This window comes from Streptomyces sp. NBC_01264, from assembly GCF_026340675.1.
In the GTDB taxonomy this organism is placed as follows: Bacteria; Actinomycetota; Actinomycetes; order Streptomycetales; family Streptomycetaceae; genus Streptomyces.
This window is the reverse complement of the sequence record NZ_JAPEOX010000002.1, coordinates 1-25,693: the sequence shown is the minus strand read 5'-3', so window position 1 is coordinate 25,693 and position 25,693 is coordinate 1. Positions and strand designations below refer to the sequence as shown.

Here is a 25,693-nt window from a genome sequence, read left to right as displayed (position 1 = left end):
ACCGGAGACACTTGGATCTTGATGGTCCAGGAGAACGGAGTCCCTGTGGGGATGAAGCACTATCCCGCCGAGTTCAAGGCGGACGCGGTCGCGTTGTACCGGTCGAGGCCGGGAGCGACGATCAAGTCGGTCGCCGCTGATCTCGGGGTGAACACCGAGACGCTGAGGAACTGGATCCGGGCCGCCGACGGCCGCCGACCTGGCGCCCACTCCGCACCGCCGGCCGCCTCGCAGGCCGTCGGCGACGCCGTTCAGGCGGAGCTGGCCGCCGCCCGCAAGAGGATCCGCGAGCTCGAGGAAGAACGGGACATTCTCCGCAAGGCGGCCCGGTATTTCGCGACGGAGACGCGCTGGTGAACCGCTACCAGTTCGTTGACGATCACCAGCGCCGTCACGGCGTGAAGCGGCTCTGCGACATCCTCGGCCTGGCCCGGTCGAGCTTTTACTACTGGCGTCGCACCGCGGCCGCGAGAGCGGCCAGGCAGAGCGTCGAGGCCGGGCTCGCGGCCCGGATACGCAAGATCCACCAGGACTCCGACGGCACCTACGGAGCCCCCAGAATCACCGCGGAACTCCGCGACGAGGAGGGTCCGGTGGTCAACCACAAGCGGGTCGCCAGGATCATGCGGACCATCGGGCTCGAGGGAGTCCGGTTGCGCCGCCGGCACCGCACCACCGTCGCGGACCAAGCCGCGTCGAAGGCACCGGACCTGATCGGACGCGACTTCACCGCAGCCGACGTCAACAGAAAATACGTCGGCGACATCACATACCTGCCGGTCAGCGGCGCGAAGCCGCTCTACCTCGCGACCGTCATCGACTTGTGCTCGCGCCGGCTGGCCGGGTGGGCGATCGCCGATCACATGCGAACCGAACTCGTCATCGACGCCCTGGCGGCAGCCGAGCGGACCCGTGGAAACCTGGCCGGAGCGATCATGCACACGGACCACGGATCCCAATATTCGAGCAGGGCCTTCGCTGAAATCTGCAGGTCAGCCGGGGTCCGGCAGAGCATGGGCGCGATCGGATCCAGCGCCGACAACGCAGCCGCAGAAAGCTTCAACGCCGCCTTCAAGAGGGAGACACTCAAAGGCCGCAAAGCCTGGTCGAGCGAGCGCGAGGCCAGGCTGGACGCGTTCCGCTGGCTGACCCGATACAACACCCGCCGCCGACACTCCCGCCTCGGCCACCGGTCCCCGATCGCCTACGAGAACGACCTCCAGCCAGCTGCAACTACCCTGACCCAAGCCGCATAGACGTGTTCAAAATCCGGGGTCAAGGCCCCATTGTCGTAGGCGTCACCGACCGATCCGATCGAGGCTGCGATGCCGGCGGCGTCCAGGTGCTCGGCGAGCCGGAAGCTCGTGTATTGCTTGGACTCAACCGGTCGTTGCAACACAGGCCTGTTGGAGCAACAGTACTTGCTCGTTGAGTGCCTCGGCTGGGGTCTTCCAGCCGAGTGTCTTGCGTGGTCTGGTGTTCAGTGCGTGGGCGACAGCTTCGATGTCCTCGGCGGACCAGCGTGAAAGGTCGGTGCCTTTCGGGAAGTACTGACGCAGGAGCCCGTTCGTGTTCTCGTTTGTGCCTCGCTGCCATGGGCTGTGTGGATCGGCGAAGAACACAGGGATACCGGTCTCGATGCGGAACTGCGTGTGTGCCGACATCTCCTTGCCGCGGTCCCATGTCACAGAGCGCCTCAGCTGCTCGGGCAGCGTCGACATCGTGTTGGCGAGTGCGTTCTTCATGGAGATCGCTCCGTAACCGGCCAGGGCGGGGCCGTTCTTCGTTCGGGGGATTGTCCCGAACCCTTCCTCGCGGGGCAGGTGGACCAGCATCGTGAACCGGGTCGACCGCTCGACTACGGTGCCGATCGCGGAACGCTCCAGCCCGATGATCAGGTCCCCTTCCCAGTGGCCGGGAACAGCACGGTCCTCGACCTCGGCGGGCCTCTCGCTGATTAACGCTTCCGGCGTCACGTGCGCCCAGGTCTTCCGGCGTGAACGCGCCCGCGGCGCACGCAGAGCGCGACCGGTTCGAAGACACAGAATGAGCTCGCGTTTCAGCGCTCCGCGGCCCTGAATGTAGAGGGCCTGGTAGATCGCCTCGTGGCTGATGCGCATGGACTCATCATCCGGGAATTCCAGCTTGATCCGGTTCGCGATCTGCTCCGGACTCCAAGCCTGGACCCATGCCCGATCCGCGCGATGCGGCTTGTTCCGTCCCGTCCAGTTGCCTGTTGCAGGACCTGCGATAGCCCTGCCGCATGGCGTGCTGATCTGACCGGACAGTCGCTCCTGGACGTAGGCGTGCAACCGCGGGTTGGCAACGAGCTTTGCCGCTTTCGGGCGGCGTGCAGCCATGTCGGCTTTCCACTGGGCAACGGACGCCCGATAGTCACGCCTGCCGGCTCTCGTGGCCGCGTTGCGCCTCAGTTCCCGGGAACTCGTTCCAGGATCACGACCGACATCTCGAGCGATCTCGCGCACTCCTTTGCCCTGGGCTTTGAGAAGCGCGATTTCTTCCCGCTCGCGAAACGACAGGTATCTGCCCGAAGGCGGCTTCGGATCGAACGGTCGCATGCCGCCACACTGGCGGTACCAGCGCGTCGCGACCGCCGGCGCCACGCCGACGACGGCCGCGGCCTCCTCGGCAAGAAGGCCCTTGGCGATCTCCGTCCAGAACGCCGCCTCGACATGACGCTGGTACTTCGGATGCCCCGGAGACCTCAACTTCGGACGCACCGCCCTGTCCGCTGCCTGCTGACGACGAACCACCCCACACCTCCACGATCACGAGGTGTTGCGACGACCAGTTGAATCCGCCTTGCGACCCGGCATCCGTGTGGTGGATCAACTTGCCTGGCTGGATTGGGTGTTGATCGCGGTCGCGCTGCCAGATCGCCATCTCCAGGGCGTCCAGCACGAAGACCGTTTCCTTCGCGGTGGCCGCGGACCAGCCGACGATCCGGCGGGAGAAGGTGTCTACGACGAAGGCGACGTAGACGATACCGGCCCAGGTCTTGACGTGGGTGAAGTCCGCGACCCAGCACCTGTTCGGGGCGCCGGCGGCGAAGTCTCGGTCCACCAGGTCGGGAGCCCGCCCGGCCTGGCCGCCGGGAAGCGTGGTGATCACTCGTTTGCCGCGGACCGCTCCGGCGATTCCGAGCTCTCGCATCAGGCGCTCGACGGTGCAGCGGGCCACCGCATATCCCTGCCGGTTCAGCTCCCGCCAGACCTTCCTCGCTCCATAAACACGGTAGTTGTCCTTGAATACCTGGTGGATCAGGGGCTTGAGTTCGGCGTCCCGCACGGTCCTGGCGGACGGTTCGGCAAGCCGTTTGTGATGGGCGTAGTGGGTGGAGGGGGCGATCTTGCAATCATGCATGGTCAGCACGCGGCAGATCGGCTCGACGCCGCCGAAGCGGTCCCGGTGCTCGTCGATGAACGCTACGAGCGTGTGTGTGGCTGGTCGAGCTCGGCCGCGAAGAAACTCGCCGCCGCCTTCAGGATCTCGTTCGCCCGCTTCAGCTCGGCGATCTCCTTCTTCATCGCCTTGAGCTGGGTAGATTCCTCCGTACTCGTTCCCGGACGGGCCCCGGAGTCGACCTGGTCCTGCCGGACCCACTTACGGAGTGTCTCGGTCGAGCCGATGCCCAGCTTGCCGGCGACCGCCTTGAACGCGGCTGACTCGTTCGGATAGTCGCCACGAACCTCGGCGACCATGCGGACCGCTCGTTTGCGCAGCTCAAGGGGATAGGAGGAAGGGCGTGCCATGACTCGATCCTTTCACCGCGTCAGGAAATCTGGATCCCTTCGAGGCATCTGTCACGGAAAATTTCTCGCCTGATGATGCGATCCGGGGCGCTCGCCGAAAGATCTATTGACGCGTTCATGTCATGCACCGTTAACGTGACAGTGCCCGCTGGGCGAAGCGCGCGACAGTGGAGTGGTCCGCAGGGCGGTTCACCGTGATGATCCGGCATCCGAGATCGTCCCAGCAGGCCCGCTCGATACCGCGTGAGGAGCGTATGCCCTTGCTGTAGCAGTAGATGAGCAGCGCCGTAAGGACCGCCGGCGGATATGCGGCACCGCCCTGGCCATCAGCACGGTGGCCGTTCTCGAAGGCCGACAGGTCGAGTTCGTCTACCACATCGAGCACTCTCTAGCACAGGTGTCCCGGTGGCAGCCAGTCCCGGGGATTCACCGGCATCTCAAGATCACGTTCACGGTCGCACACCAGAAAGTTCCGCCCCACCAACTCACACTCCGACGATCCCATGAAGAGCTGAACCGAACATCAAATCGCTCTTGACTCCGGGCCGGCGGAAGTCGTGCGACAGCCTCCGGGCACGCCAGCCAGTGCACCAAAACGCACCCGCCCCGGCCCCGGTCGCCCGGCCGGCTCGAAGAACCGACAGCCCGCCACCCGCTACGACGTCGGACGCGTCCTCGCCACCGGCGAGCCCTACGCCCGCCCCGCGCACCACAAGGTCGGCACCAAACCGCGCCGAGGCAGCAGCCCCGCTACCCCCGTTCACCGCCACGATCCCGACGATGTTGGATAGCGGCATGGTGAGACGCAAGAAAAGAAGAAGCGGCCCGCCTGGGGCATTCCGAAGGTGATCGTCCTGCTGGCGACGCCGGAGGGCTGGCGCTTCATGATCCAACCCGTCGAAGGCGGCATGCTCTGCGGGCGCCTGGACATTCCGATCAACACCGACCCCGCAGGACGCACGAGCCGCTGCGGCAGTCATGGTGCTGGAACTCGCCCGCGACGTCCACGACGCCGACGTCGAGGTGACCTGGGATCCGCCCACGGAGCCCTGGTCATGGACCGCCCAAGTAACCCTCGCCACGCCGAGCGAACCTGCCCCGTCGGGCACCGGAGGTTAAACGGCAAGCTCCCCGCGAGGTGATGCCCTCCGTGGAGCACCGCTCCCACAAGGGATCCTGCTGGCCAAATGTCGTGTCCTGCGGTGAGGGCGGGCGGTTGGCATGGTGGTGGCCGGTTCTGTCGTTCCCGGCTGGTGGGGTGGGAGTCATGTCGTTGCTGCCGGAGCAGTGGCCCGAGGTCCCTGAGGTGACGGTGCGGGTCGCGCGGGCGGTGGCTGGTCGTGGGGCGCCGCCGTTGGCTATGCGGGTGCGGGATGAGCTGGGCGGGCTGTTCGCGGATGCCGAGTTCGCCGGGGCGTTCGGTCTGCGGGGCCGGCGGGGCTGGTCGCCGGGGCGGCTGGCGATGGTGACGGTGCTGCAGATGGCGGAGAACCTGACCGACCGCGCCGCCGCCCACCGGGTCCGGTTCGACCTGTCGTGGAAGTACTGCCTTGGCCTGGAGTTGGAGGACGTCGGCTTCGATGCCTCGGTGCTCTCGGAGTTCCGCACCCGGGTGGTCGAGCACGGCCTGGAGGAGCGGGTACTGGATCTGCTGCTGGCGGCATTGAAGGGCAAGGGCCTGGTCAAGGCTGGGGGTAAGCAGCGGACCGACTCCACCCACGTGCTGGCGGCGGTGCGGGACCTGAACCGCCTCGAGCTGTGCGGGGAGTCGGTGCGGGCCGCGCTGGAGGCGCTGTCCGCCGCGGCCCCGCACTGGGTGGCGCAGGCCGTGGACGTCCGTGGGTGGAACCGCCGCTACGGGCGGCGCATCGACGAGAGCTGGCGTCCCGCCAGCTCCAAAGCCAAGCGGGACGAACTCGTACTGGACTACGGCCGTGACGCGGTGGCCCTGCTGCGGGCGGTCCACAACCCTCACTCGCCCCTGTGGCTGCGCGAGCTGCCCGCGGTCCAGGTCCTGCGCCGGATCACTGTGCAGAACTACCTGGTCACCACCGGCGGCGACGGGCGGGAGGTGGTCAAGCGGCGGGAGGCGGACAAGGAGGGTCTCCCGCCCGGCAGACTGCGCCTGGCCTCGCCCTACGACCTCGACGCCCGCAACGGCACCAAGAACGCCCTACACTGGACCGGGTACAAACTGCACATCAGCGAGGTCTGCCAGCGGCCCCGGCCCGGCGGAGGGACCCCGCGGCCGGGACGCCGGGCGCGTCCGGACATCCCGAACGTGATCACACATGTCGCGACCACGGACGCGACCGTGCCCGATGTGAAGCTGGTCGAGCCCGTCCACCGGGCCCTCGCCGACCGGGGCCTGCTGCCCGCCGAGCACTACCTCGACTCCGGCTACGCAAGCGCGGAACTCCTCGCCGGGGCCCGGGCCGCCTTCGGGATCACCCTGGTCGCACCGCTCCTGGCGGGCACCTCCCGCCAGGACCGGGAGAACGCCGGTTACCAGCGCGAAGCCTTCACCATCGACTGGGACGCCGAGCAAGCCACCTGCCCCCAGGGCGCCACCAGCAGGTTCTGGAGCCCGGCCCGGCAACACGGCCGCGAAGGGATCGCGGTCCGCTTCGACGAGGCCGACTGCGGCCCCTGCCCGGTCAGAGCGGCATGCACCGACGCCACACGCCAGGGCCGCCAGCTCACCCTGCGCCCACGGGACCTGCAGGAACTGATCAACACGAACCACGCCGCCCAGCAGGACGCCGACTGGCAGACCACATACGCCCTGCGCGCCGGCGTCGAGGGCACCATCCGCCAGGCCACAGCCGTCACCGGTAACCGCAGGGCCCGCTATCGCGGCCTCGCGAAGACCCACCTCGAACACGTCTACTCCGCCGTCGCCCTCAACCTCATCCGCCTCGACGCCTGGTGGAACAACCAACCCCTCGACCACACCCGCACCAGTCACCTCGCGAGACTTGACCTCACCCTCACGGCCTGACTGCCCCCCACATTTGGCCAGCAGGATCCACAAGGGCCTGAACAACCGGGCGGAGAACTCGCACCAGCCCACCCGGCAGCGCGAACGGGCGATGAAAGGCTTCCGCAGCCCCGGCGGAGCGCAGCGGTTCCTGTCCGCGTTCACCGGAATCTCACCCCACTTCCGGCCCCACCGCCACCTCATGACCGCCGGCCGCCACCGCCTCGAGATGACCGTCCGCTTCACCATCTGGAAGCCACCGGCACGCCCGCCACAGCCTGAGCGGCGGGCCACCCACGGCCCCCGCACGGCTTGACACACCATCAACAATCACACCGCCGACAACGTGACAACGCCACGGCGAGGCTAGGCCATCCATCGTGTGCACCACCGCCGGGTGGTCGACCCAGATCGGTGGATGCCCCCGAGGTACCGATGCCCGGAAGAATCCTGCGTAGCACGCGGTGGCCATCAGAATCCCCTCCAAGGCTGCTTCGACGGAACCAAACGCGAGGAACCCCCACCCGGTTCCGATTTGCGCGTAGGCAGCACGCATGCCGCGCGGCAACGGAATCACGCACCTGTCGAGCATTCAGACAGCCGTTGCAATGTCTCGACTGTGGGCCCATGTATGCGCACAGAAGTGGAGAGTGAGATGTTGAAGTTCTTACCCCTGGGGTCGGCGGCCCTGCTCGCAGCGTCGGTCGGACTCATGGCTCCGGCGCCTGCCCAGGCCGCTACGGGAACGCCCACCTGTTTCATGGCCGCCGGCAGCGAGGACGGTGGGCTGCGGAGATGCTTCCCCTCCTTCCAGGCTGCCGTAACGAATCTGCTGAGCGTCCTGGGTGGCACCCCGGTCGCGGGAGTCCCCGACACGCTCCCGAGCGGCGGGTTGAGTCCCGACCTCGTGAAGAAGATCGCAGCCGCGGACTCTCGGATCATAGGAATGTGGTTCAAGAATCCCGACTTCACCGGCGACGCCATGATCCTCATCCACCCCAGCCGCTCCGCCTGCGCGTCCATCTCCTCCGAGCCCATCACCATCGACCTCAACCGCGTCGACGCCACGGGCTCCACAGGAGGCCTGTACGACAACAAGGTCAATTCAGAGATCGGTATGAACGGTTGCTCCATCGGCGGCGCCCAGCACCCCGGCTACACCGGAAACATGTCATCGCTGCAGTCGATCGACTACCACACGGCTGGAACGAGCCTCTACAACGAGATCAGCTCTGTCCGTCTTGCGCACGCGCCGACCCAAAAGGAAGCGATCATCGCGTGTTCCAACGGAACCGCGTACTGCAAGGAGACCGCTGAGTCCTGAAACCTTCGGGACCGGCGCAAAGGTGTACGCGACCCACGGCATCAACTGCGGAACAGTTGCGCAGACTCAGACCCTCTGGTACACCAAGACGCTCTCCAGCACCCACTCGCATGATTTCGGCTGGGAGACCAGCAGCACGGTGGAGGTGGCGGCCGCGGACTGGTTCAAGATCAGCGCAACGAACACGATCAAGAACACCTGGTCGGAGAGCGTCACGGACACCACCACGTTCACCCAGCAGGTCGTGGTGAACGTGCCGCCCGGCAAGGTGGAGACGCTCTACATCACCCCCGCCCTCAAGATCTTCTCCGGGAAGGCGGAGGTATGGATCAATAAGTCACAGGCATACACGGTCGTCCCCTGGACCTGGACCCAACCCACGACCTCCCAGGCTTCTTCGCCCACCTGGATCGAACGCAGCGCAACCGCCGCCGAGTGCGCAGCTATCTACTGAGCTTTGCGGGTTGCCGTCGGGTGGTGACGGTTCATGATCCCTGCGGTATGCCGGTGGGGTGAGGTATCCGGAGGGTGGGGGCCTGACCGCTGAGCGTCGGGCGTTTCGTGAGGGGAACCGGCTTCAGGCCGGTGAGCGGTTCGCGGCGGGCGAGAAGACCATCGTGATCGCGAAGGACCTGCGGGTGAGTGTGCGGTCCGTGGAGCGCTGGCGCCGTGCCTGGCGCGAGGGCGGAATCGAGGCCCTGCACTCGACGGGCCCGGCCAACTCCCCGACCGTCACCGATGCCCAGTTCGCCGTACTCGAGGAGGAACTCGGCAAAGGGCCCTCAGCGCACGGCTTCGAGGACGAACGCTGGACTCTGGTCCGGGTTCAGACGCTGATCCGCCGCCGGCTGTGGGTGAGCCTGTCGGTGGCAACGGTGTGGCGGCTGCTGAAACGGCACGGCTGGTCCTGGCAGGCACCCGCCCGCAGAGCACTCGAGCGGGACGAGCACGCCGTCGAGCTCTGGAAGAAGGAGGTGTGGCCGGAGGCAAACGCCTCGCGGCGACGTCCGGGGCCTGGATCGTCTTCGAGGACGAGGCCGGATTCTCCATGACGCCGCCCCGCGCCCGCACCTGGGGCCGGCGCGGACACACACCCCTGTCATCCGCGTCCGCGGACGCTCCCGCCGCAGGACCTCGGTCGCGGCCCTGTGCTGCTACAAACCCGGAGAGAAGAGCCGTCTCATCCACCGCCCCCGCAACCATCTCCTGCTCAAGGGCGCCCGCAAGAGTTTCTCCTGGCAGGACTACCGCGACCTGCTGGTGAGGGCACATAGCCAGCTCGGCGGCCCCATCATCGTGGTCTGGGACAACCTCAACACCCACCTGGCCGCCGGGCTGAAGCGCTACGAGGCCGAACACGACTGGCTCACAACCATCCGCCTCCCGGCATACGCACCAGACCTGAACCCCGTCGAAGCCGTCTGGTCCCTCGTGCGCAGAGCCACGGCCAACACCGCCTTCGACACCCCCGACGACCTCGACCGCACACTTCGCCGCGAGTTACGCAGAATCCAGCTTCGACCCCACCTGAAGTTCCCCCTCTGAGCTGGACAGCCTGATACTGGGACGGACAGTCCCGGAGGAAGCAGTCCCAGGTAGTGAGCAAGAAGAGCAACACGAGCAAGCGGTACACGGCCGAGTTCAAGCGCGACGCGGTGGCCCTGGTGCACTCGTCGGGCAAGACGGTCACCGAGGTCGCCCGGGAGATTGGCGTGAGCCCCGAGGGACTGCGTAACTGGGTCAACCAGGACAAGACCGACCGCGGCCAGGGGCCGACGGGCGCGCTGACCACGGCCGAGCGCGAGGAGCTGGCGCGCCTGCGCCGCAAGGTCCGCGAGATGGAACAGACCATCGAGGTACTGGGAAAAGCGACCGCCTTCTTCGCGAACCGCAAGACGAAGTAGACGCAGCCACGCGCTACGCGTTCGTCGACGCGGAGAAGGCCGGCCCCGAACGCCCTGACGGCTACAGTGTCTCGCTGTTGTGCCGGGCCCTGGAGATCTCCCGCTCCGGCTACTACGCCTACCTCGCCGCCCGTCCGGCCGCCGCCGTCACAGCGCGCGAGGAGGACGAGCTGGTGGCCGAGATCCGGCAGGTCCACGAGGAATCCCGTCGTGCCTACGGCGCCCCGAGGATCACCGCGGCCCTGCGCCGAAAGGGCCGGAGGGTCAACCGGAAGAAGGTCGAGCGGCTGATGCGCGAGCACGACATCCGCGGGATTACCCGCCGCAAGCGCCGAAACCTCACCAAGGCAGACCGCAGGGCGGCACCCTCCCCGGACCTGGTCGGACGCGACTTCACCGCGGCTGAGCCGGGCACGAAGCTGGTCTCGGACATCACGTACCTGCCGACGCTCGCCGGCTGGTGGTATCTGGCGACCGTCATCGACCTGGCCACTCGCGAGGTGATCGGGTACGCGATGGCCGACCACCACCGCGCCGAGCTCGTCACCGGCGCCCTGAAAATGGCCGCCGGCCGCGGCGCCCTCAAGCCGGGCTGTATCGCCCACTCGGACCGCGGATCTGAATACACATCAGGCGAATACCGCACGCTCATATGGGAGTTGAACCTGAGACAGAGCATGGGCAGAACGGGCTCATGTTACGATAACGCCGCAGCCGAAAGCTTTTTCGGATTGCTGAAAGCGGAGATCGGGACCACCGTCTGGGAGTCCCACGAGGCGGCCCGCGCCGACGTCTTCCGCTTCATCGAGGTCGAATACAACCGCACGCGGCTGCGCAAGCACCCCGTGTATGGCTACGTCACCCCACTCGAAACCAGAGCGCTGGCGACCCACGACCTCACCCCCGCAGCGTAACCACCCGCTGTCCAGGTTCAGGGGGGAACTTCACACCTGATCGACGGCTGCCTCACCGCCACCGGCCTGGCTATCAACCCACCGATCCCACCCTGAAGTCCTCAGTAATCGATCCCGTGCCGTCGTTGTCGACGTTCCTGCGCGCGGTGCGCCGTGACCTGACCGCAGGCGAGCGCGCGGGTCTGGCCCGGGGGCCCGAGGCAGCCCGGGCCCACGATGTGTTCGGGCGTCGCCCGACGGAGTGGCGGAACCGTAACTGGGAGGCCGACCACGTCCAGACGCCGCTTGTAGTCGACGCGGACGGGGAGCTGGTGCGCCCGTGGGTGACGTGGTTCATCGACGTCGCGACGAAGACCATCACGGGTACCGAAGTCACCCCTGGCCATCCGTCCCGGGCCTCGATCCTGGCAGCTCTGCGTGCCGCGGTGCTGCGCGCCGGCCCGTACGGACCCGCGGGTGGCATACCCGAGCGTGTGCGGGTCGTCCGAGGCCGGGACTTCCTGTCGAAGACGGTCCTGGCCGCCTTCACCGATCTGGATACCAAGTTCGAGGATCTGCCTGCCTACAGCCCTCATCTGAAGGGCAAGGTGGAGAACCTCAACCGGTGCGCGGACCGCATGCTCTTCGCCGTCTTGCCCGGCTACAGGCCTTGTCACGTTGTCGGTGGCGGTCTGTGATGATCTTCGGGTTGTCTGTGTCTGGGGAGGGGCTCGACCGTGTCGTTTGTGGTGCCGTTGTACAAGAATCACCGGTACCCGGCCGAGATCATTTCGCACTGTGTGTGGCTGTACTTCCGCTTCCCCCTCAGCTTCCGTGAAGTCGAGGAGATGATGCTCGAGCGCGGGGTGATCGTCTCCTACGAGACCATCCGGCGCTGGTGTTTGAAGTTCGGCCAGACGTACGCGAACGCGTTGCGCCGGCGACGCCCGCAGCCTGGCGATAAATGGCATCTGGACGAGGTCTTCATCAAGATCACCGGGGCGTCGAAGTACTTGTGGCGGGCCGTCGACCGTGACGGCAACGTCCTGGACATCCTGGTGCAGAGCCGTCGTGACAAGGCTGCGGCCAGGCGTTTCTTCCGCCGGCTCCTTACCTCCACCGGGCAGGTGCCCCGGGTGGTCGTCACCGACAAGCTGAAGTCCTACGGGGCCGCACATCGCGAGGTGATGCCCTCGGTGGAACGCCGTTCCCACAAAGGATTGAACAACCGGGCGGAGAACTCCCACCAACCCACCCGGCAGCGTGAACGCGCAATGAAAGGCTTCCGCAGCTCCGGCGGAGCGCAGCGGTTCCTGTCCGCGTTCACCGGGATCTCACCCCACTTCCATCCCCACCGGCACCTGGTGACCGCCGGCCGCCACCGCTTCGAGATGACCGTCAGGTTCACCATCTGGGACCAGATCACCGATGCCACCGGCATGCCCGCCACAGCCTGAGCAGCGGGCCGCCGACGGCCCCCGCACAACCTGACGCACAATCAAACGATCACACCACCGACAACGTGACGGCGCCACCCTGACACACCATCAAACGATCACGCCGCCGACAACGTGACAACGCCATTTCGACAGCCGCGAGTGTGTCAGGTGCGAGGTGAGAACGTAACGGTGGGTGCCGGGCCCGTAGAGACAGCACAGGCCAGCGGCAGCGCGCTGGTGTCGCACTCTGGTTGCTGACTGTTCCATGTGAAGCGGCCGAGGGCATCCCCTGCCGTGCTCGAGGCGTACACGCTGTAGACGGTGCCTGGGGTGGCATCTTCAAAGTCCTGTGACGCTCCCGGCGCGATGGAGATTGCGTCACCACACCCCGTCGTCGTGCACCTCACGTGCAGGCTGATGAGGGTGTTGTTGTGGATGAAGAAGTCCGGACTGACGCCCCGCACGAGGCCGAGGGAGTGCCCAACCCCTGCAACGCCGCCCCCCGATGGCGAGATCCCGTCCGGCGTTGTTGATGGTGCTGTTCGCGCCGCTGTTGAAGATCACCGCGTGGCCGCGGCCATCAAGTCCATCGTCAGCTAGAGCGCTTCCTGAAAGTGAAGTTCCCCCCTGAACCTGGACAGCGGGTGGTTACGCTGCGGGGGTGAGGTCGTGGGTCGCCAGCGCTCTGGTTTCGAGTGGGGTGACGTAGCCATACACGGGGTGCTTGCGCAGCCGCGTGCGGTTGTATTCGACCTCGATGAAGCGGAAGACGTCGGCGCGGGCCGCCTCGTGGGACTCCCAGACGGTGGTCCCGATCTCCGCTTTCAGCAATCCGAAAAAGCTTTCGGCTGCGGCGTTATCGTAACATGAGCCCGTTCTGCCCATGCTCTGTCTCAGGTTCAACTCCCATATGAGCGTGCGGTATTCGCCTGATGTGTATTCAGATCCGCGGTCCGAGTGGGCGATGCAGCCCGGCTTGAGGGCGCCGCGGCCGGCGGCCATTTTCAGGGCGCCGGTGACGAGCTCGGCGCGGTGGTGGTCGGCCATCGCGTACCCGATCACCTCGCGAGTGGCCAGGTCGATGACGGTCGCCAGATACCACCAGCCGGCGAGCGTCGGCAGGTACGTGATGTCCGAGACCAGCTTCGTGCCCGGCTCAGCCGCGGTGAAGTCGCGTCCGACCAGGTCCGGGGAGGGTGCCGCCCTGCGGTCTGCCTTGGTGAGGTTTCGGCGCTTGCGGCGGGTAATCCCGCGGATGTCGTGCTCGCGCATCAGCCGCTCGACCTTCTTCCGGTTGACCCTCCGGCCCTTTCGGCGCAGGGCCGCGGTGATCCTCGGGGCGCCGTAGGCACGACGGGATTCCTCGTGGACCTGCCGGATCTCGGCCACCAGCTCGTCCTCCTCGCGCGCTGTGACGGCGGCGGCCGGACGGGCGGCGAGGTAGGCGTAGTAGCCGGAGCGGGAGATCTCCAGGGCCCGGCACAACAGCGAGACACTGTAGCCGTCAGGGCGTTCGGGGCCGGCCTTCTCCGCGTCGACGAACGCGTAGCGCGTGGCTGCGTCTACTTCGTCTTGCGGTTCGCGAAGAAGGCGGTCGCTTTTCCCAGTACCTCGATGGTCTGTTCCATCTCGCGGACCTTGCGGCGCAGGCGCGCCAGCTCCTCGCGCTCGGCCGTGGTCAGCGCGCCCGTCGGCCCCTGGCCGCGGTCGGTCTTGTCCTGGTTGACCCAGTTACGCAGTCCCTCGGGGCTCACGCCAATCTCCCGGGCGACCTCGGTGACCGTCTTGCCCGACGAGTGCACCAGGGCCACCGCGTCGCGCTTGAACTCGGCCGTGTACCGCTTGCTCGTGTTGCTCTTCTTGCTCACTACCTGGGACTGCTTCCTCCGGGACTGTCCGTCCCAGTATCAGGCTGTCCAGCTCAGAGGGGGAACTTCAAAGGGCTCCGGCTGCGCACAGTGCGGCGGTGGCGCACGCAGCCACGCGGGAATCCTAGTCTCATGAGATCACTCCCTGTTGGATCGGCGCTGTAGGGGATCATGAATAGCATCGACCCGCCGCGGGATCGGTACCGACGCGACAGGCGGGCAGCCTGGACTTGACCCGACTGGGCATTGTCACGTTGTCGCCAGCATGATCGTTTGATGGTGGGTCAGGGTGTGGTGGGGCCGGGCCGGGGGTGGGCGCTGTCACGTTATTGAAATTGGCGTGACCACGTCAGAAAATCTGGGCGTTTCCAACGTATCCGCCACGGAGAATTCTCGCCTGACGATGCGCTCCGGGGCGCCCACCGAAAGATCTACTGACGCGCCCATGCCATGCATCGTTAACGTGACAGTGCCCATAGAGGGCTCCGTCGGCGTGTCCGTCACCGTTCGACGGCAGGCCCGACTACGGGGCGTCTACATTCGATTGACGGGCCGGGGTGCGAGGTAGCCTTTCGGTGAATGACACCAAAGCCGCCAGCGCCGGGAAGGCTGCTGCCGTAAGGGTCAGAGGGAACCAGCCGCCCAGGTGGTAGGCGTAGGTCCCGACTTGGGAGCCGATGGCACCGCCGACGAAGAAGGCGGCGATGTATACGCTGGTGATTCGGGCGCGTGCGCTGGAGTCGAGTAGGTAGATGGTGTGCTGGCCGAAGATGAGGGAGCATTGGACAGCGGTGTCCAGCAGGATCGCGGCCATGGCCAGCATGATGATCTGGTGCCCCGAGAACCCGGCCCATACGAGGCTGGTGGCGGTGAGGAGGCAGGCGACCGGAGTCAGCCGGCGGACATAGCCCTTGTCGGCCAGGCGTCCGGCGAATGGTGCCACGAGCGCGCCAGCTGCTCCTACGAGGGCAAAGATGCCCACGCCCAGTAGGGAGTAGTTGAACGGCGAACTCGTCAGTACGTATGCGATGGTCGACCAGAAGGCACTGAAGCCGGCGAAGACACATGCGTGGTAGAAGGAGCGCCGTCGCAACTGGGGGTGGGTGCGTACCAGCTGTGCAGTGGAGCGGAGAAGTGCGGCGTAGGACTGGCTGCTGGTCGGGGGATGGCGGGGAAGCGCCAGTCGCAGGACGACGGCGAGACCAGCCATGAGTACTGCGGAGATCAGGTAGACGGCGCGCCAGCCGGCGATTTCGGCAATGAAGCTGCCTACCGTGCGTGATAGGAGAATGCCAGCCAGTAGTCCGCTCATCACGCGTCCCACGACGGCCCCGCGCATGTGGTCCGGGGCGAGGTCGGCTGCGTAGGGGACCAGGACCTGGGCCACCACCGATGTCGCGCTCGCGATCGCGGCGGCCACGACCAGGACCGCGAAAGTGGGGGCCAGCCCGCCGGCGGCCATGCCGACCGCGGTGATTGCTAGCAGGACCTGTACGAGCCGGGCGTTCTCGACGGTGTCACCTAGCGGAACGAGTAGGAGCATGCCCAGGGCGTAGCCGAGCTGGGTGACGGTGATCAGGACGCCTGCGGTCGACACCGGGAGGTCGAACGCGTCGCGAAGGATGTCCAGCAGCGGCTGAGCATAGTAGAGGTTGGCCACGGTCAGCCCGCAGGCTGTGGCCAACAGGATGGTTAGCCAGCCGGGCAATCCGCCAGAGGTCGGGGGCCTTGAGCCTGGAGGGGTGTTCTGAGCGGGCATCGGATCCTCCTCTGATGCGTCGCTTGGGGGGGGCCAAAGTCGGACACATGTTCATTGTGGTGGCAACATCGGGCGCACGCTTTTCGGGCGGGCCCCGCCTCTCCCCATTTGAATCGCTCCGGGTTTGACCGAGGCTCGATCATTTGGAAGGGTCGAGTTCGTTATGCGAAAGCCATACCCGAAGGACGTGCGGGACCGGGCCACGTGCCTGGTGCTCGAGACGCGTGATCAGTACAAGACCGAGTTCGAGGAGATCCGTTCGGTTGGCGCCAAGCTGGACGTGGGCGCGGAGACGCTGCGCAAGTGGGTCCGCCAGGCAGGGGTCGACGGCGGCCTGCGGGCAGGCACCACGACGGAGGAGTCCGCCGTGATGAAGGCTCTGAAGCGGGAGAATGCCGAGCTCAAGCGGGCCAACGAGATCCTGAAGGCCGCGGCGAGTTTCTTCGCGGCCGAGCTCGACCGGCCACGCACACGCTCGTAGCGTTCACCGACGAGCACCGGGACCTTAGATTCAACCGGTCGAGGCAACGCTCTCGGCTGGCGTGCGGAATCCCAGGCACTTGCGAGGACGGTTGTTGAGCTTCGCCGCGATGGCGTCGAGATCGTCCTGACTGAAGATCGACAGGTTCGTCCCCTTCGGCAGGTACTGACGCAGCAACTTGTTGGTGTTCTCGTTGGTGCCTCGCTGCCAGGGGCTCCGTGGTGCCGCGAAGAACACGTCGATGCCCGCCTCGGCGCTCAGACGCTTGTGGGCTGCCAGTTCCATGCCACGGTCCCAGGTCAGCGTGCCGTGCAGGCGGGAATCCATACGTGCGTAGGCCTCGGCCAGAGCGGGAACGACGACGGCAGTGTGGCGGCTGGCGAGCTTCACGACGTGGAGGAACCGGGTCTTTCGGTCGACGAGTGTCGCGACCTGGTCATGTCCCCTGGAGTGGTGTAGCCGTGTGGGGTTGATCTTCGTTGGGGTAGATCTTGTCCATGCTGCCTTCGGGGAGGTAGCAGCGGGGGAAGGCGATCCCTTCGTCGTGCATTTCGATGAGGACGGCGGTGGTGAGGCGTTCGAGGGCGTCGGGGTTGGGGAAGATCTGGACGACGTCGGTGCGGCGCTTGATCTCGCGGTTGACCCGTTCCAGGGGGTTGGTCGACTGGATCTTCTTCCAATGTCGCTCGGGGAAGTCGGCGAAAGCGGTCAGGTCGGTCTTGGCTTCCAGGAGCATCGCCCTGACCTTGGGGAACTGTCGTCCGAGCAGGTCGACGACGGTGTCGAGCTGGGTGCGGACCGCCTCGGCGGTGGGTTGGGCGAAGATCGTGCGGATCGTTGCGGCGATCATCTCGGCGGAGTCCTTGGGGATCACCGCGAAGACGTTGCGCAGGAAATGAACGCGGCATCACTGGTAGGCGGCGCCGAGCATGACCTTGCGGACGGCCTTGACCAGGCCCAAGTGGTGGTCGGCGATGACCAGGCGGACCCCGGTCAGCCCTCGCTCGCGCAGCGAGCGCAGGAATTCGCTCCAGAAGACCTCGGTCTCGCTGTCGCCGACCATGAGTCCGAGGACTTCGCGGCCGCCGTCCTCGTTCATGCCGGTGGCGATGACCACGGCCTGGGAGACGATCTGGTGATTCACCCGGGCCTTGCAGTATGTCGCGTCCAGGTAGATGTAGGGGAAGCGGGTGTGATCCCGAGGGCGGTGCGGAATACGCCGAGCTCCTCGTCGAGATCACCGCAGATCCTGGAGACCTCGGATTTGGAGATCCCGGTGTCGCTGCCCAGGGCTTATGCCTCCATGATGACGGCGTAGAGAGCCTGGTCGATACGCCGGCGCTCGAACAGGCTGGGGAAGAAGGAACCGGTGCGGACCTTGGGGATCGCCAGGTCCAGGTCCCCGGCCTGCGTGGTCAGGACCTTCTCCCGATGACCGTTGCTCATCGTCGTGCGGGTTGTGGTGTGCTCGCCGGGCTCGGCGCCGATGTGGGCAGTGGCCTCGGCCTCGATGAGCTCCTGCAGAAACCTCTGGGCCAGAACCCTGATCAACTCGATTCCGTCCGCGGTGCGCAGTGACTCCATCAGGCGAAGTAAGTCATGCTGGGACAAGGCCATCGCGTCATCATCTCCTCGACCTCGCGGTAGGAGAGCGGGAAACGGAAGTACAGCCACGCGCAGTGCGCGATGATCTCCGCCGGGTAGCGGTGATTCTTGTACGACGGCACCCCAGACGACATGGTCGAGCCCCTCCCCGGACGGACAACCCGAAGATCATCCCAGACGGTCACCGACAATGTGACAGTGCCATCCCACCAGCCCCTCGACGACACCGCATCCCAAGCCCAGTAGGGGCCTTCCTTGCCACCACCCCGCGACGGTGGGCGGTTATCCGGCATACGGCTGACGCCGGCATCCCGACTGAGGGAGAGGTCCTCCGGCTTCCGTCGGCGGAGTCTTCAGGTGTGATGTGCTCGCTGACACGAACGTGGTGCCTGGTCTTGCTGTACCGACACAGGGCGGCGTTCGGCCTTGTCGGGCGCTGTCACGAAACCGGTGCTTCGCAGCCTGGCGCTGCCGCGGCGTCGCGCGAAAATCCCACCCGACACCAGGTTGGCGGATCGGGGCGAAAATCAGCCCTGGGGTCAAACCACGGCGACGCAATCCACCCCTACGTCTGCGACATTACCGGAGTAATTTCCTGAAATATACCGATAGAGGTCAATCACGGAATTCCCAGAGGCCGACGAGACTACAACAAGACTTCGAACCGCCTCATGGATTACGATTGCGTCGCCTTCGGGATGGACAACGGTGTTGTCATATTCGGCAAGGAAACTGCGAGCTGCAGCTTCGATTTCTGCAGCATCAGCGCTGAGGTTGATATTGTCGGATTTTCCGTTTGCAATATCACACAGCTGCTTGACGGCAACCCGAAGGCGGGTTTTCAATGTTTCCAGCGTGCTGGGGATGCTCCCATTCGGTGGCCACTCGGCCTGCTTTGTGAGTAGAATGTTCAGCTGCGGCGCACCCTCCTTGGCTGCACTCTCGCAGGACTGCTTGAAGCTGGCCCAGTTCCGTTTCTCGCTCTCCGTCACCACAACGGACCTCTTCTCTATTGCCGAGGATTCGGCGGGCCCTCCGAGGACGGCAATCATGGAGAGACCTCCGAGATCCACATTCTTTTCAAACAGGGCATGGAGCCCCTTGTTCGCCTTCCATTCGACGCTACCCTCCTTCACCTCGGGGAGAATTTCGTAGGCCTTGGCGAAGGAGATGCCGGCCTTCCCCAACTCCTCTGCCTCCGCTTTAATGGCGTCTCGCGCATCCGCACCCCTCGGCAGGAGAGGGATCATCTTCATAACTGCCGCCTGGATGCGCCCCTTGGGCTCAATCAATGATTCCGGCCACGCACCCCTGCGCAGGAACGGGTCGACCGACCCGCGAATCATGTCCTTTATTTTTGCGCACATTTCGGAGAACTTGTCATCCGTCAGCTCACCCGAATGCGCATCCTTGGCCCTTTTGCCCGTATTCTCGCTTCCCGTTGCAGCGCCCAGGTCCTCATGCTTCCTTTTCAGGCTCTGAGCCGAGGTCGATTCAAGAGGAATTTGCACCCCTTTTTCGGTCACCTCGGGGTGATTCCCCGTGTTTGCAACCGCCTCGTGCGCCGCCCGTGAGTCCCATCGCGTCAGAACACCGCCGAAAAACGCTGCGATCACTTCAGGTGTGGCTGAATCAGAGGTCCGCAGCTGGCAGAATTGGCTGTACTCTACAGAATTAAGCCACCCGAAACTCCCGGAGGTATAGGTGGGGAAAACAGCCTCAAGGACCGCATCTTCGGTGATCTGGTCGATCAAAGTGCACTCGCTCCCCCCATTCCTTGTGATTCGGGCGACGATTCCTTGTGAAATCGACTTGTATTCATCTGCGCCTTCAAGCGACTTCAGAGCTGCGCGTGCAAAGTGTTGTTCCATGGTTCCTCTTGTCTGGCTTCGGCTTGTCCCGATCGGCCCCGATGGCGCCTTCCCCCGTCCTATGGCTCTGACACCCGGGAGCGCCATCCCGTATGGGCAGAAGTGAGGGCAAGCAGTCGTTTTCGCACCTCGGGACGGCAGGGCTAATTCATAGTCGGGTGGATCATGCTGCGTTGCAGGTCAGGGGCAGTCCGAGGGGCGCTGTCACCTTGTCCGGCGGTCTGGGATGATCTTCGGGTTGTCTGTGTCCGTGTCCGGGGAGGGGCTCGACCGTGTCGTCTGTGGTGCCGTCGTACAAGAATCACCGGTACCCGGCCGAGATCATCGCGCACTGCGTGTGGCTGTACTTCCGCTTCCCGCTCTCCTTACGCGAGGTGGAGGAGATGATGCTCGAGCGGGGCGTGATCGTCTCCTACGAGACGGTCCGCCGCTGGTGTCGGAAGTTCGGCCAGGTCTACGCCAACAGCCTGCGCCGCAGGCGGCCACAGACCCGCGATAAATGGCACCTCGACGAGGTCTTCATCAAAATCGGCGCGGTGCAGAAGCACTTGTGGCGAGCCGTGGACGCCGACGGCAACGTCCTGGGCATCCTGGTGCAGAGCCGTCGTGACAAGGCTGCGGCCAGGCGTTTCTTCCGCCGGCTCCTCACCTCCACCGGGCAGGTGCCCCGGGTGGTCGTCACCGACAAGCTCGCCTCGTACGGGGCAGCGCATCGTGAGGTGATGCCGTCGGTGGAGCACCGCTCCCACAAGGAGTTGACCAACCGGGCCGAGAACTCCCACCAGCCCACCCGGCAGCGCGAACGCGCGATGAAAGGCTTCCGCAGCGTCGGCGGGGCGCAGCGGTTCGTGTCCGCGTTCACCGGGATCTCGCCCCACTTCCGGACCGGACGCCACCTCATCACCGCCCGCCGCCACCGCCTCGAAATGACCGTCCGCTTCACCATCTGGAACCAGATCACCGGCGCCGCCGGCATGCCCGCCGCGGCCTGAACAACCAGCCGCCGACGGCTTCCTCACGCCCCCAGAGATCACACCACCGACAACGTGACAGCACCCGCGGCAGATCGGCTCGACACCGCCGAAGCGGTCCCGGTGCTCGTCGATGAACGCTACGAGCGCAGGTGTGGCCGGTCGAGCTCGGCCGCGAAGAAACTCGCCGCGGCCTTGAGGATGGGCGGATTCAACCGGTGGCCGCAAGGAGTTCTGTGAACTTCTCTGATGGTGTCAGATAGCCGAGTGTCTTGCGGGGGCGGTTGTTGAGGCTGTCCTGGATCGCGGTGAGCTCATCGCGGCTGACGGCGCTCAGGTCGCTGCCCTTGGGCAGGTACTGGCGCAGGAGTCCGTTTGTGTTCGCGTTGCTGCCGCGTTGCCAGGGTGAGTGGGGATCGCAGAAGTAGATCGGGATCCCGGTGGCCGTTGTGAACTCGGCATGCCTGGCCATCTCGGCGCCCTGGTCCCAGGTGACCGTCCGGGCCAGTGATGTCGGCAGTGCGGTGATGGCCTTTCGCATGGCAGCTTCGACCTGTTCGGCGCTCTTGCCGTCCGGCAGGTGCAGCAGCAGGGTCATACGGGTGGAGCGCTCGACGAGCGTACCGACGGCACTGCGGCTGCCCTCACCGAGGATCAGGTCACCTTCCCAGTGCCCTGGCACTGCCCGGTCCTCGGCCTCGGCGGGACGTTCGCTGATCATCGTCATACCGGGGATCCGTCCCCGGCCGTCAGTCGTTCCCCGGGTTTTGCGGGTCGTTCGTCCAGAACGCAGGCAGCGTGCCAGCTCGCGGCGCAGCTCGCCCCGGCCCTGCACGAACAGCGACCGGTAGACCGTCTCGTGACTCACTTGCATCTCCGGGTCGCCGGGATGTTCCAGCCGCAGACGCGCAGCGATCTCCTGCGGTGACCATAGCTCCTCGAGCCTCCTGGCGACCTCCGTGAGCAGCCGGCCCGCGGCGAGCTTGAACGGCTTGGGACGTCGCGCCTGCTCCCGGGCCCGTTCATGCGCGCGCCACGCGGAGTAGCCGGCTCGGCCCCCGCCCCGATTGACCTCCCGGCTGACGGTGGACACGGCCCGCCCCAGATGCCTGGCGATGGCTGTGAGACTGTCACCTCGGTTGACGGCGAGCAGGATGTGCTCGCGCTCGTCGATCGTCAGATGGCCGGAACGAGGCTCCCAGCCGAACGGCTTCGCCTCGAGGTGACGACGGTCGCGGGCCATGATCCCGACCATCGGCGCACTGCAGCCGACCTCACGGGCGATATCGACCAGCCGCCACCCCTTCGCATGCAACCTCAGCGCCAGCCGCTTCTGCTCCCGGCTCAGATGACCATGCCTGCCCTGCATACGGACCCTCCTGTGACCAGCGACTACGCCATGGGCCCTGACCCAAGATCGTGGACACCGGTTGTCATGCGGCGGCGGTCAGCGTAGCTGATTGTTGTTCGAAGGCGTTCGGGCTGATCTGGCCGATGCTGGAGTGCCTTCTTCTGGTGTTGTAGCGGGTGGCCCACCGGAAGACCGCGAGACGGGCATCGCGGGCTCCTGACCAGCGTTTCCTGCCCTGGAGGGTCTCGCGTTTCATGGTCGCGTTGAACGATTCGGCGGCGGCGTTGTCCGCGCTTGTGCCCACCGCGCCGCGCGATCTGACCACGCCGAGGTCGGTGCAGACCTGGGCGAACTCCTTCGAGACGTACTGCGCCCCGTTATCGCTGTGGAAGATCGCTCCGAGCAGGCCGCCGGCGCCCCGGGCCGCCGCCGCGGCCTTCAGCGCGTCGGTGACCAGCTCGGTGCGCATGTGGTCGGCGATCGACCAGCCCGCCAGGCGTTTCGATGACAGGTCCCACACCGTTGCCAGATACAGGAATCGGCCGTTCCCGACGGGGAGATAGGTTATGTCGCCCACGTACTTCGTGTTCGGCGCCTGCGCGGTGAAGTCGCGCCGCAGCAGGTCGGGAACCGGTGTCGCCGACGGCTCGGGGAGGGTGGTGCGGACCTTCTTGCGCAGGTGGAAGCCGACGATGCCCCGCCCTGCCGCGACGCCGGCCACCACAACATCGCCGCCGGACTCCGAGAGATCAACACGACTATGAATTAGCCCTGCCGACGCCCCACGCATGTGTCCCGAAATCCTAGCTGTAAGGGAAGCGTGTGGAATGGGCTCCTCTATAGTCTTGCGTCTCCAGAACCACTCACCATGGAGATCACTTTGCACGTAGTCATTGGCCATGCAGGGTACACCACTAACGACTATACGCATGTCGCAAAAAGCCCCCCTGAGTCCTTGCATCTCTACGCCCGGGTCGGGGAGACTATGGCTGGGATTGCGGCCCTCAAGGTATTGCAGGACATCTCGCGGGGGCATGCACACCAAGGCCTTGAGATATTTCCGAAGCCCATGACAGGTCGAACGGTTGATTTGGCCAGAATGGGCCCGGTCGACGAAGCATTCATAGTCCCGAATCTTTCATTCTCGCCACTCACTGAGGATGAATTCGGGAGGGTCTTCGATGTTCTACATGATCCAGACAGCGCCCACCGCTGGCTTGTTATGGCTAGCGAGGGGGAGAAGCTCTGCACAGGCGCGTGCGCATTTCCCGATCCGCACTCCTGCACCGGCCTTCTGGGTAGGCTCAGCGGCCCGTTCCATCTCTTGGTCTGTGCCGACCTCGAAAACGCGAACGACGCGCGGACGAATTGGAACATCGCAGGTATGGAGAACACGTGGTCCAGCCCTTATTCTAAAGAGGCGACCCGGCTCCGCAGTCTGTTCGTGACCGACTATCTCAAGGCTTTGTCCGAGATGCATCAAAAGAACGCCGCCGACGCATCAATGCTGCGCGAGTTCGACGTTCTCAGGGCCTATGAAAAGATCTCATGGTGTTTTCTGGAGGCCTCAGGTGAACAGGCCATGGCAAGTCTCGCAGCCCTTGGTCGTGAGACTCTGATGGCGCGTGATATTGACGGATCCGCAATTCTTTCCGCAGTGCTTCTGCAGCACGTTGACAGACTCTTGAGTCTCAGCAAATTCAAGGAACTCGTCGCGTTTATGAACGCTTCCCGAACATGCCCGCCGGTACGCGCAGCGCTCCTCAGGGAAGCTATCGGTCCGGGGAAGGCGATAGGCGACGACGCGCTGACGTGCCTGGTGGATGACTACGCCCTGAGTATCTAAGAAGGCCTTGTCACGTTGTCGGGGCAGGGTGGGATGATCTTCGGGTTGTCCGTCCGGCGAGGGGTGGGGTTCGTGTCGTCCAGCACGCCGTCGTATGCGAATCACCGTTACCCGGTGGAGATCATTGCGCACTGTGTGTGGCTGTACTTCCGCTTCCCCCTCAGCTTCCGCGAGGTGGAGGAGATGATGCTCGAGCAGGGCGTGGTCGTCTCCTATGAGACGGTCCGCCGCTGGTGCCTGAAGTTCGGCCAGGCCTATGCCAACGCGCTGCGCCGCAGGCGCCCGCAGCCCGGCGACAAGTGGCATCTCGACGAGGTGTTCATCAAGATCGGCGGGAAGCAGAAGTACTTGTGGCGGGCCGTCGATGCCGACGGAAACGTCCTGGACATCCTGGTCCAGAGCCGGCGTGACAAGGCTGCGGCCAGGCGTTTCTTCCGTCGGCTCCTCACCTCCACCGGGCAGGTACCCCGGGTGGTCGTGACCGACAAGCTGAGGTCGTACGGGGCAGCGCACCGGGAAGTGATGCCCTCCGTGGAGCACCGTGCCCACAAGGGCTTGAACAACCGGGCCGAGAACTCCCACCAGCCAACGAGGCAGCGGGAACGCGCGATGAAAGGGTTCCGCAGCCCGGGTGGGGCGCAACGGCGTTGTCAGGTTGAGTCGATTCTCGGCAGGCATCGTTCGTGGTGCGTCAGGGACGTGTCTGGCCGTGGTAGTGGTGTCTGTTTCAGGTGGCCGCGGGCAGGCCTGCGGTGGCGGTGATCTGGTCCCAGATGGCGAAGCGGGTGATCATTTCGGTGCGGTAGCCGGTGGCGGTGAGGAGGTGGCGTCGGGGTCTGAAGTGGGGTGAGATGCCGCTGAACGCGGCCAGGAACCGTTGGGCTGCGCCGACGGAACGGAACCCCTTCATCGCGCGTTCCCGCTGCCTCGTCGGCTGATGTGAGTTCTCGGCCCGGTTGTTGAGTCCCTTGTGGGAGCGGTGGTCCACCGAGGGCATCACCATGCGGTGGGCGGCTCCGTAGGAGCGGAGCTTGTCGGTGATGATCACTCTGGGCACCGAGCGGGTCTTCTTCATCAGTTTCCGGAGGAAACGCCTGGCCGCGGCCTCGTCGCGGCGGTTCTGCAGCAGGATGTCGAGGACGTTCCCGTCCTGGTCGACGGCACGCCACAAGTACTTCTGCACCTTGTTGATCTTGACGAAGACCTCGTCCAGGTGCCATTTGTCGCCCGGCTGCGGGCGGCGCCGGCGCAGCGCGCCGGCGTAGGCGGGGCCGAACCGGCGGGTCCACTGGTGGACCGTCTCGTAGAGACACCTCGACGCCCCGCTCGAGCATCAGCTCCTCGACCTCACGCAGACTCAGACCGAAGCGGTGGTACAGCCACACGCAGTGGCTGATGATCTCCGGCGGGAAGCGGAAACCCCGGTACGACACCGTCTCCACGAGCAGCCCCTCCAGCAACCCCGACCAGACAGATGATCATCCCACCGAGCGACACCCCCACTCAACCTGACAACGCCGGAACGCGCGATGAAGGGGTTCCGTTCCGTCGGCGCAGCCCAACGGTTCCTGGCCGCGTTCAGCGGCATCTCACCCGGATCTCACCCCACTTCCGGCCCCACCGGCACC

Annotated in this window: 17 protein-coding genes and 12 pseudogenes; 15 read left to right on the top strand and 14 right to left on the bottom strand. The window is 65.5% G+C overall.

Features of this window, described 5'->3' with window-relative positions:
* Positions 1–45 precede the first annotated feature (45 nt).
* A protein-coding gene (locus OG435_RS32860) for an IS3 family transposase (RefSeq protein ID WP_266882441.1) occupies positions 46–1,256 on the top strand; the annotation gives its coding sequence in 2 pieces (ribosomal slippage) (positions 46–337 and positions 337–1,256; 1,212 coding nt in all).
* A 123-nt stretch (positions 1,257–1,379) separates the two neighbouring features.
* On the opposite strand, the gene OG435_RS32855 is transcribed toward OG435_RS32860, so the two are convergent.
* The 4 genes and pseudogenes from OG435_RS32855 to OG435_RS32845 form a co-directional block, all read right to left on the bottom strand.
* Positions 1,380–2,774, bottom strand: coding sequence for an IS30 family transposase (locus OG435_RS32855; protein WP_430625551.1), 1,395 nt, complete (start codon positions 2,772–2,774; stop codon positions 1,380–1,382).
* Positions 2,775–2,835: 61 nt separating this feature from the next.
* Positions 2,836–3,441: pseudogene (locus tag OG435_RS50775) on the bottom strand (IS3 family transposase); the annotation flags it as partial.
* A 5-nt stretch (positions 3,442–3,446) separates the two neighbouring features.
* A complete protein-coding gene (locus tag OG435_RS32850) occupies positions 3,447–3,773 on the bottom strand; it encodes a transposase (RefSeq protein ID WP_266882440.1) in 327 nt (108 codons plus the stop codon).
* A 130-nt stretch (positions 3,774–3,903) separates the two neighbouring features.
* On the bottom strand, positions 3,904–4,149 hold the full coding sequence (locus OG435_RS32845) for a transposase (RefSeq protein WP_266882439.1): 246 nt from the start codon (positions 4,147–4,149) through the stop codon (positions 3,904–3,906).
* Positions 4,150–4,351: 202 nt separating this feature from the next.
* Between OG435_RS32845 and OG435_RS50200 the strand changes: the two are divergent.
* From OG435_RS50200 to OG435_RS32795, 10 genes and pseudogenes are all read left to right on the top strand, one after another.
* A pseudogene (locus OG435_RS50200) lies at positions 4,352–4,564 on the top strand (hypothetical protein); the annotation flags it as partial.
* A gap of 476 nt (positions 4,565–5,040) precedes the next feature.
* Positions 5,041–6,774 (top strand): IS1182 family transposase, encoded by a 1,734-nt coding sequence (locus tag OG435_RS32840; protein ID WP_266875295.1) that lies wholly within the window; start codon positions 5,041–5,043, stop codon positions 6,772–6,774.
* A gap of 22 nt (positions 6,775–6,796) precedes the next feature.
* A pseudogene (locus tag OG435_RS32835) lies at positions 6,797–7,069 on the top strand (hypothetical protein); the annotation flags it as partial.
* Positions 7,070–7,384: 315 nt separating this feature from the next.
* The gene (locus OG435_RS32830; protein ID WP_266882438.1) at positions 7,385–8,077 is read left to right on the top strand and encodes a hypothetical protein; all 693 of its coding nucleotides are present in this window, start codon (positions 7,385–7,387) and stop codon (positions 8,075–8,077) included.
* A 22-nt stretch (positions 8,078–8,099) separates the two neighbouring features.
* A complete protein-coding gene (locus OG435_RS32825) occupies positions 8,100–8,531 on the top strand; it encodes a hypothetical protein (protein ID WP_266882437.1) in 432 nt (143 codons plus the stop codon).
* A 58-nt stretch (positions 8,532–8,589) separates the two neighbouring features.
* A pseudogene (locus OG435_RS50770) lies at positions 8,590–9,622 on the top strand (IS630 family transposase).
* 53 nt (positions 9,623–9,675) lie between these two features.
* A complete protein-coding gene (locus tag OG435_RS32810; RefSeq protein ID WP_266882433.1) occupies positions 9,676–9,981 on the top strand; it encodes a transposase in 306 nt (101 codons plus the stop codon).
* 35 nt (positions 9,982–10,016) lie between these two features.
* Positions 10,017–10,895: pseudogene (locus OG435_RS32805) on the top strand (IS3 family transposase); the annotation flags it as partial.
* Positions 10,896–11,011: 116 nt separating this feature from the next.
* Positions 11,012–11,572 carry a hypothetical protein gene (locus OG435_RS32800; protein WP_266882435.1) on the top strand — a complete coding sequence of 187 codons (561 nt, stop codon included), beginning with the start codon at positions 11,012–11,014 and terminating at the stop codon, positions 11,570–11,572.
* Positions 11,573–11,611: 39 nt separating this feature from the next.
* Positions 11,612–12,331, top strand: a complete 720-nt coding sequence (locus OG435_RS32795; protein WP_266882434.1) for an IS6 family transposase — start codon at positions 11,612–11,614, stop codon at positions 12,329–12,331.
* 630 nt (positions 12,332–12,961) lie between these two features.
* On the opposite strand, the pseudogene OG435_RS32790 reads toward OG435_RS32795, so the two are convergent.
* From OG435_RS32790 to OG435_RS32780, 3 genes and pseudogenes are all read right to left on the bottom strand, one after another.
* A pseudogene (locus OG435_RS32790) lies at positions 12,962–13,840 on the bottom strand (IS3 family transposase); the annotation flags it as partial.
* Positions 13,841–13,875: 35 nt separating this feature from the next.
* A complete protein-coding gene (locus OG435_RS32785; protein WP_266882433.1) occupies positions 13,876–14,181 on the bottom strand; it encodes a transposase in 306 nt (101 codons plus the stop codon).
* Between the two features lie 523 nt (positions 14,182–14,704).
* Positions 14,705–15,940: an MFS transporter gene (locus tag OG435_RS32780; protein WP_266882432.1), complete on the bottom strand. Its 1,236-nt coding sequence runs from the start codon at positions 15,938–15,940 to the stop codon at positions 14,705–14,707.
* 163 nt (positions 15,941–16,103) lie between these two features.
* On the opposite strand from OG435_RS32780, the pseudogene OG435_RS32775 reads away from it, so the two are divergent.
* Positions 16,104–16,406: pseudogene (locus tag OG435_RS32775) on the top strand (transposase); the annotation flags it as partial.
* Positions 16,407–16,451: 45 nt separating this feature from the next.
* Here the strand turns inward: OG435_RS32775 and OG435_RS32770 are convergent.
* The 4 genes and pseudogenes from OG435_RS32770 to OG435_RS32755 form a co-directional block, all read right to left on the bottom strand.
* Positions 16,452–16,811 (bottom strand): IS30 family transposase, encoded by a 360-nt coding sequence (locus OG435_RS32770; protein WP_266882430.1) that lies wholly within the window; start codon positions 16,809–16,811, stop codon positions 16,452–16,454.
* A 46-nt stretch (positions 16,812–16,857) separates the two neighbouring features.
* A pseudogene (locus tag OG435_RS32765) lies at positions 16,858–18,038 on the bottom strand (IS256 family transposase).
* Between the two features lie 5 nt (positions 18,039–18,043).
* Positions 18,044–18,160, bottom strand: a pseudogene (locus OG435_RS32760) (IS6 family transposase); the annotation flags it as partial.
* Between the two features lie 405 nt (positions 18,161–18,565).
* Positions 18,566–19,780 carry a hypothetical protein gene (locus OG435_RS32755; protein ID WP_266882429.1) on the bottom strand — a complete coding sequence of 405 codons (1,215 nt, stop codon included), beginning with the start codon at positions 19,778–19,780 and terminating at the stop codon, positions 18,566–18,568.
* 389 nt (positions 19,781–20,169) lie between these two features.
* Here OG435_RS32755 and OG435_RS32750 point away from each other — a divergent pair, with 389 nt between their 5' ends.
* Positions 20,170–20,889 (top strand): IS6 family transposase, encoded by a 720-nt coding sequence (locus OG435_RS32750; protein WP_266882428.1) that lies wholly within the window; start codon positions 20,170–20,172, stop codon positions 20,887–20,889.
* 190 nt (positions 20,890–21,079) lie between these two features.
* Here the strand turns inward: OG435_RS32750 and OG435_RS32745 are convergent, their stop codons facing one another.
* Together OG435_RS32745 and OG435_RS32740 are read right to left on the bottom strand one after the other, a co-directional pair.
* On the bottom strand, positions 21,080–22,237 hold the full coding sequence (locus OG435_RS32745) for an IS30 family transposase (RefSeq protein WP_266882427.1): 1,158 nt from the start codon (positions 22,235–22,237) through the stop codon (positions 21,080–21,082).
* 64 nt (positions 22,238–22,301) lie between these two features.
* Positions 22,302–23,024, bottom strand: a pseudogene (locus OG435_RS32740) (IS3 family transposase); the annotation flags it as partial.
* Positions 23,025–23,087: 63 nt separating this feature from the next.
* Between OG435_RS32740 and OG435_RS32735 the strand changes: the two are divergent.
* Positions 23,088–24,065, top strand: a complete 978-nt coding sequence (locus tag OG435_RS32735; RefSeq protein ID WP_266886584.1) for a hypothetical protein — start codon at positions 23,088–23,090, stop codon at positions 24,063–24,065.
* A 33-nt stretch (positions 24,066–24,098) separates the two neighbouring features.
* Positions 24,099–24,734: pseudogene (locus OG435_RS32730) on the top strand (IS6 family transposase); the annotation flags it as partial.
* Positions 24,735–24,792: 58 nt separating this feature from the next.
* Here the strand turns inward: OG435_RS32730 and OG435_RS32725 are convergent.
* Positions 24,793–25,507, bottom strand: a pseudogene (locus tag OG435_RS32725) (IS6 family transposase).
* Positions 25,508–25,693: the final 186 nt, after the last annotated feature.

Bases quoted from the DNA above. Each gene is read 5' to 3' on its own strand.
- OG435_RS32850 (WP_266882440.1), bottom strand. From the start codon at position 3,773: ATGGCACGCCCTTCCTCCTATCCCCTTGAGCTGCGCAAACGAGCGGTC.
- OG435_RS32840 (WP_266875295.1), top strand. From the start codon at position 5,041: ATGTCGTTGCTGCCGGAGCAGTGGCCCGAGGTCCCTGAGGTGACGGTG.
- OG435_RS32830 (WP_266882438.1), top strand. From the start codon at position 7,385: ATGCGCACAGAAGTGGAGAGTGAGATGTTGAAGTTCTTACCCCTGGGG.
- OG435_RS32780 (WP_266882432.1), bottom strand. From the start codon at position 15,940: ATGCCCGCTCAGAACACCCCTCCAGGCTCAAGGCCCCCGACCTCTGGC.
- OG435_RS32745 (WP_266882427.1), bottom strand. From the start codon at position 22,237: ATGCAGGGCAGGCATGGTCATCTGAGCCGGGAGCAGAAGCGGCTGGCG.
- OG435_RS32735 (WP_266886584.1), top strand. From the start codon at position 23,088: ATGGAGATCACTTTGCACGTAGTCATTGGCCATGCAGGGTACACCACT.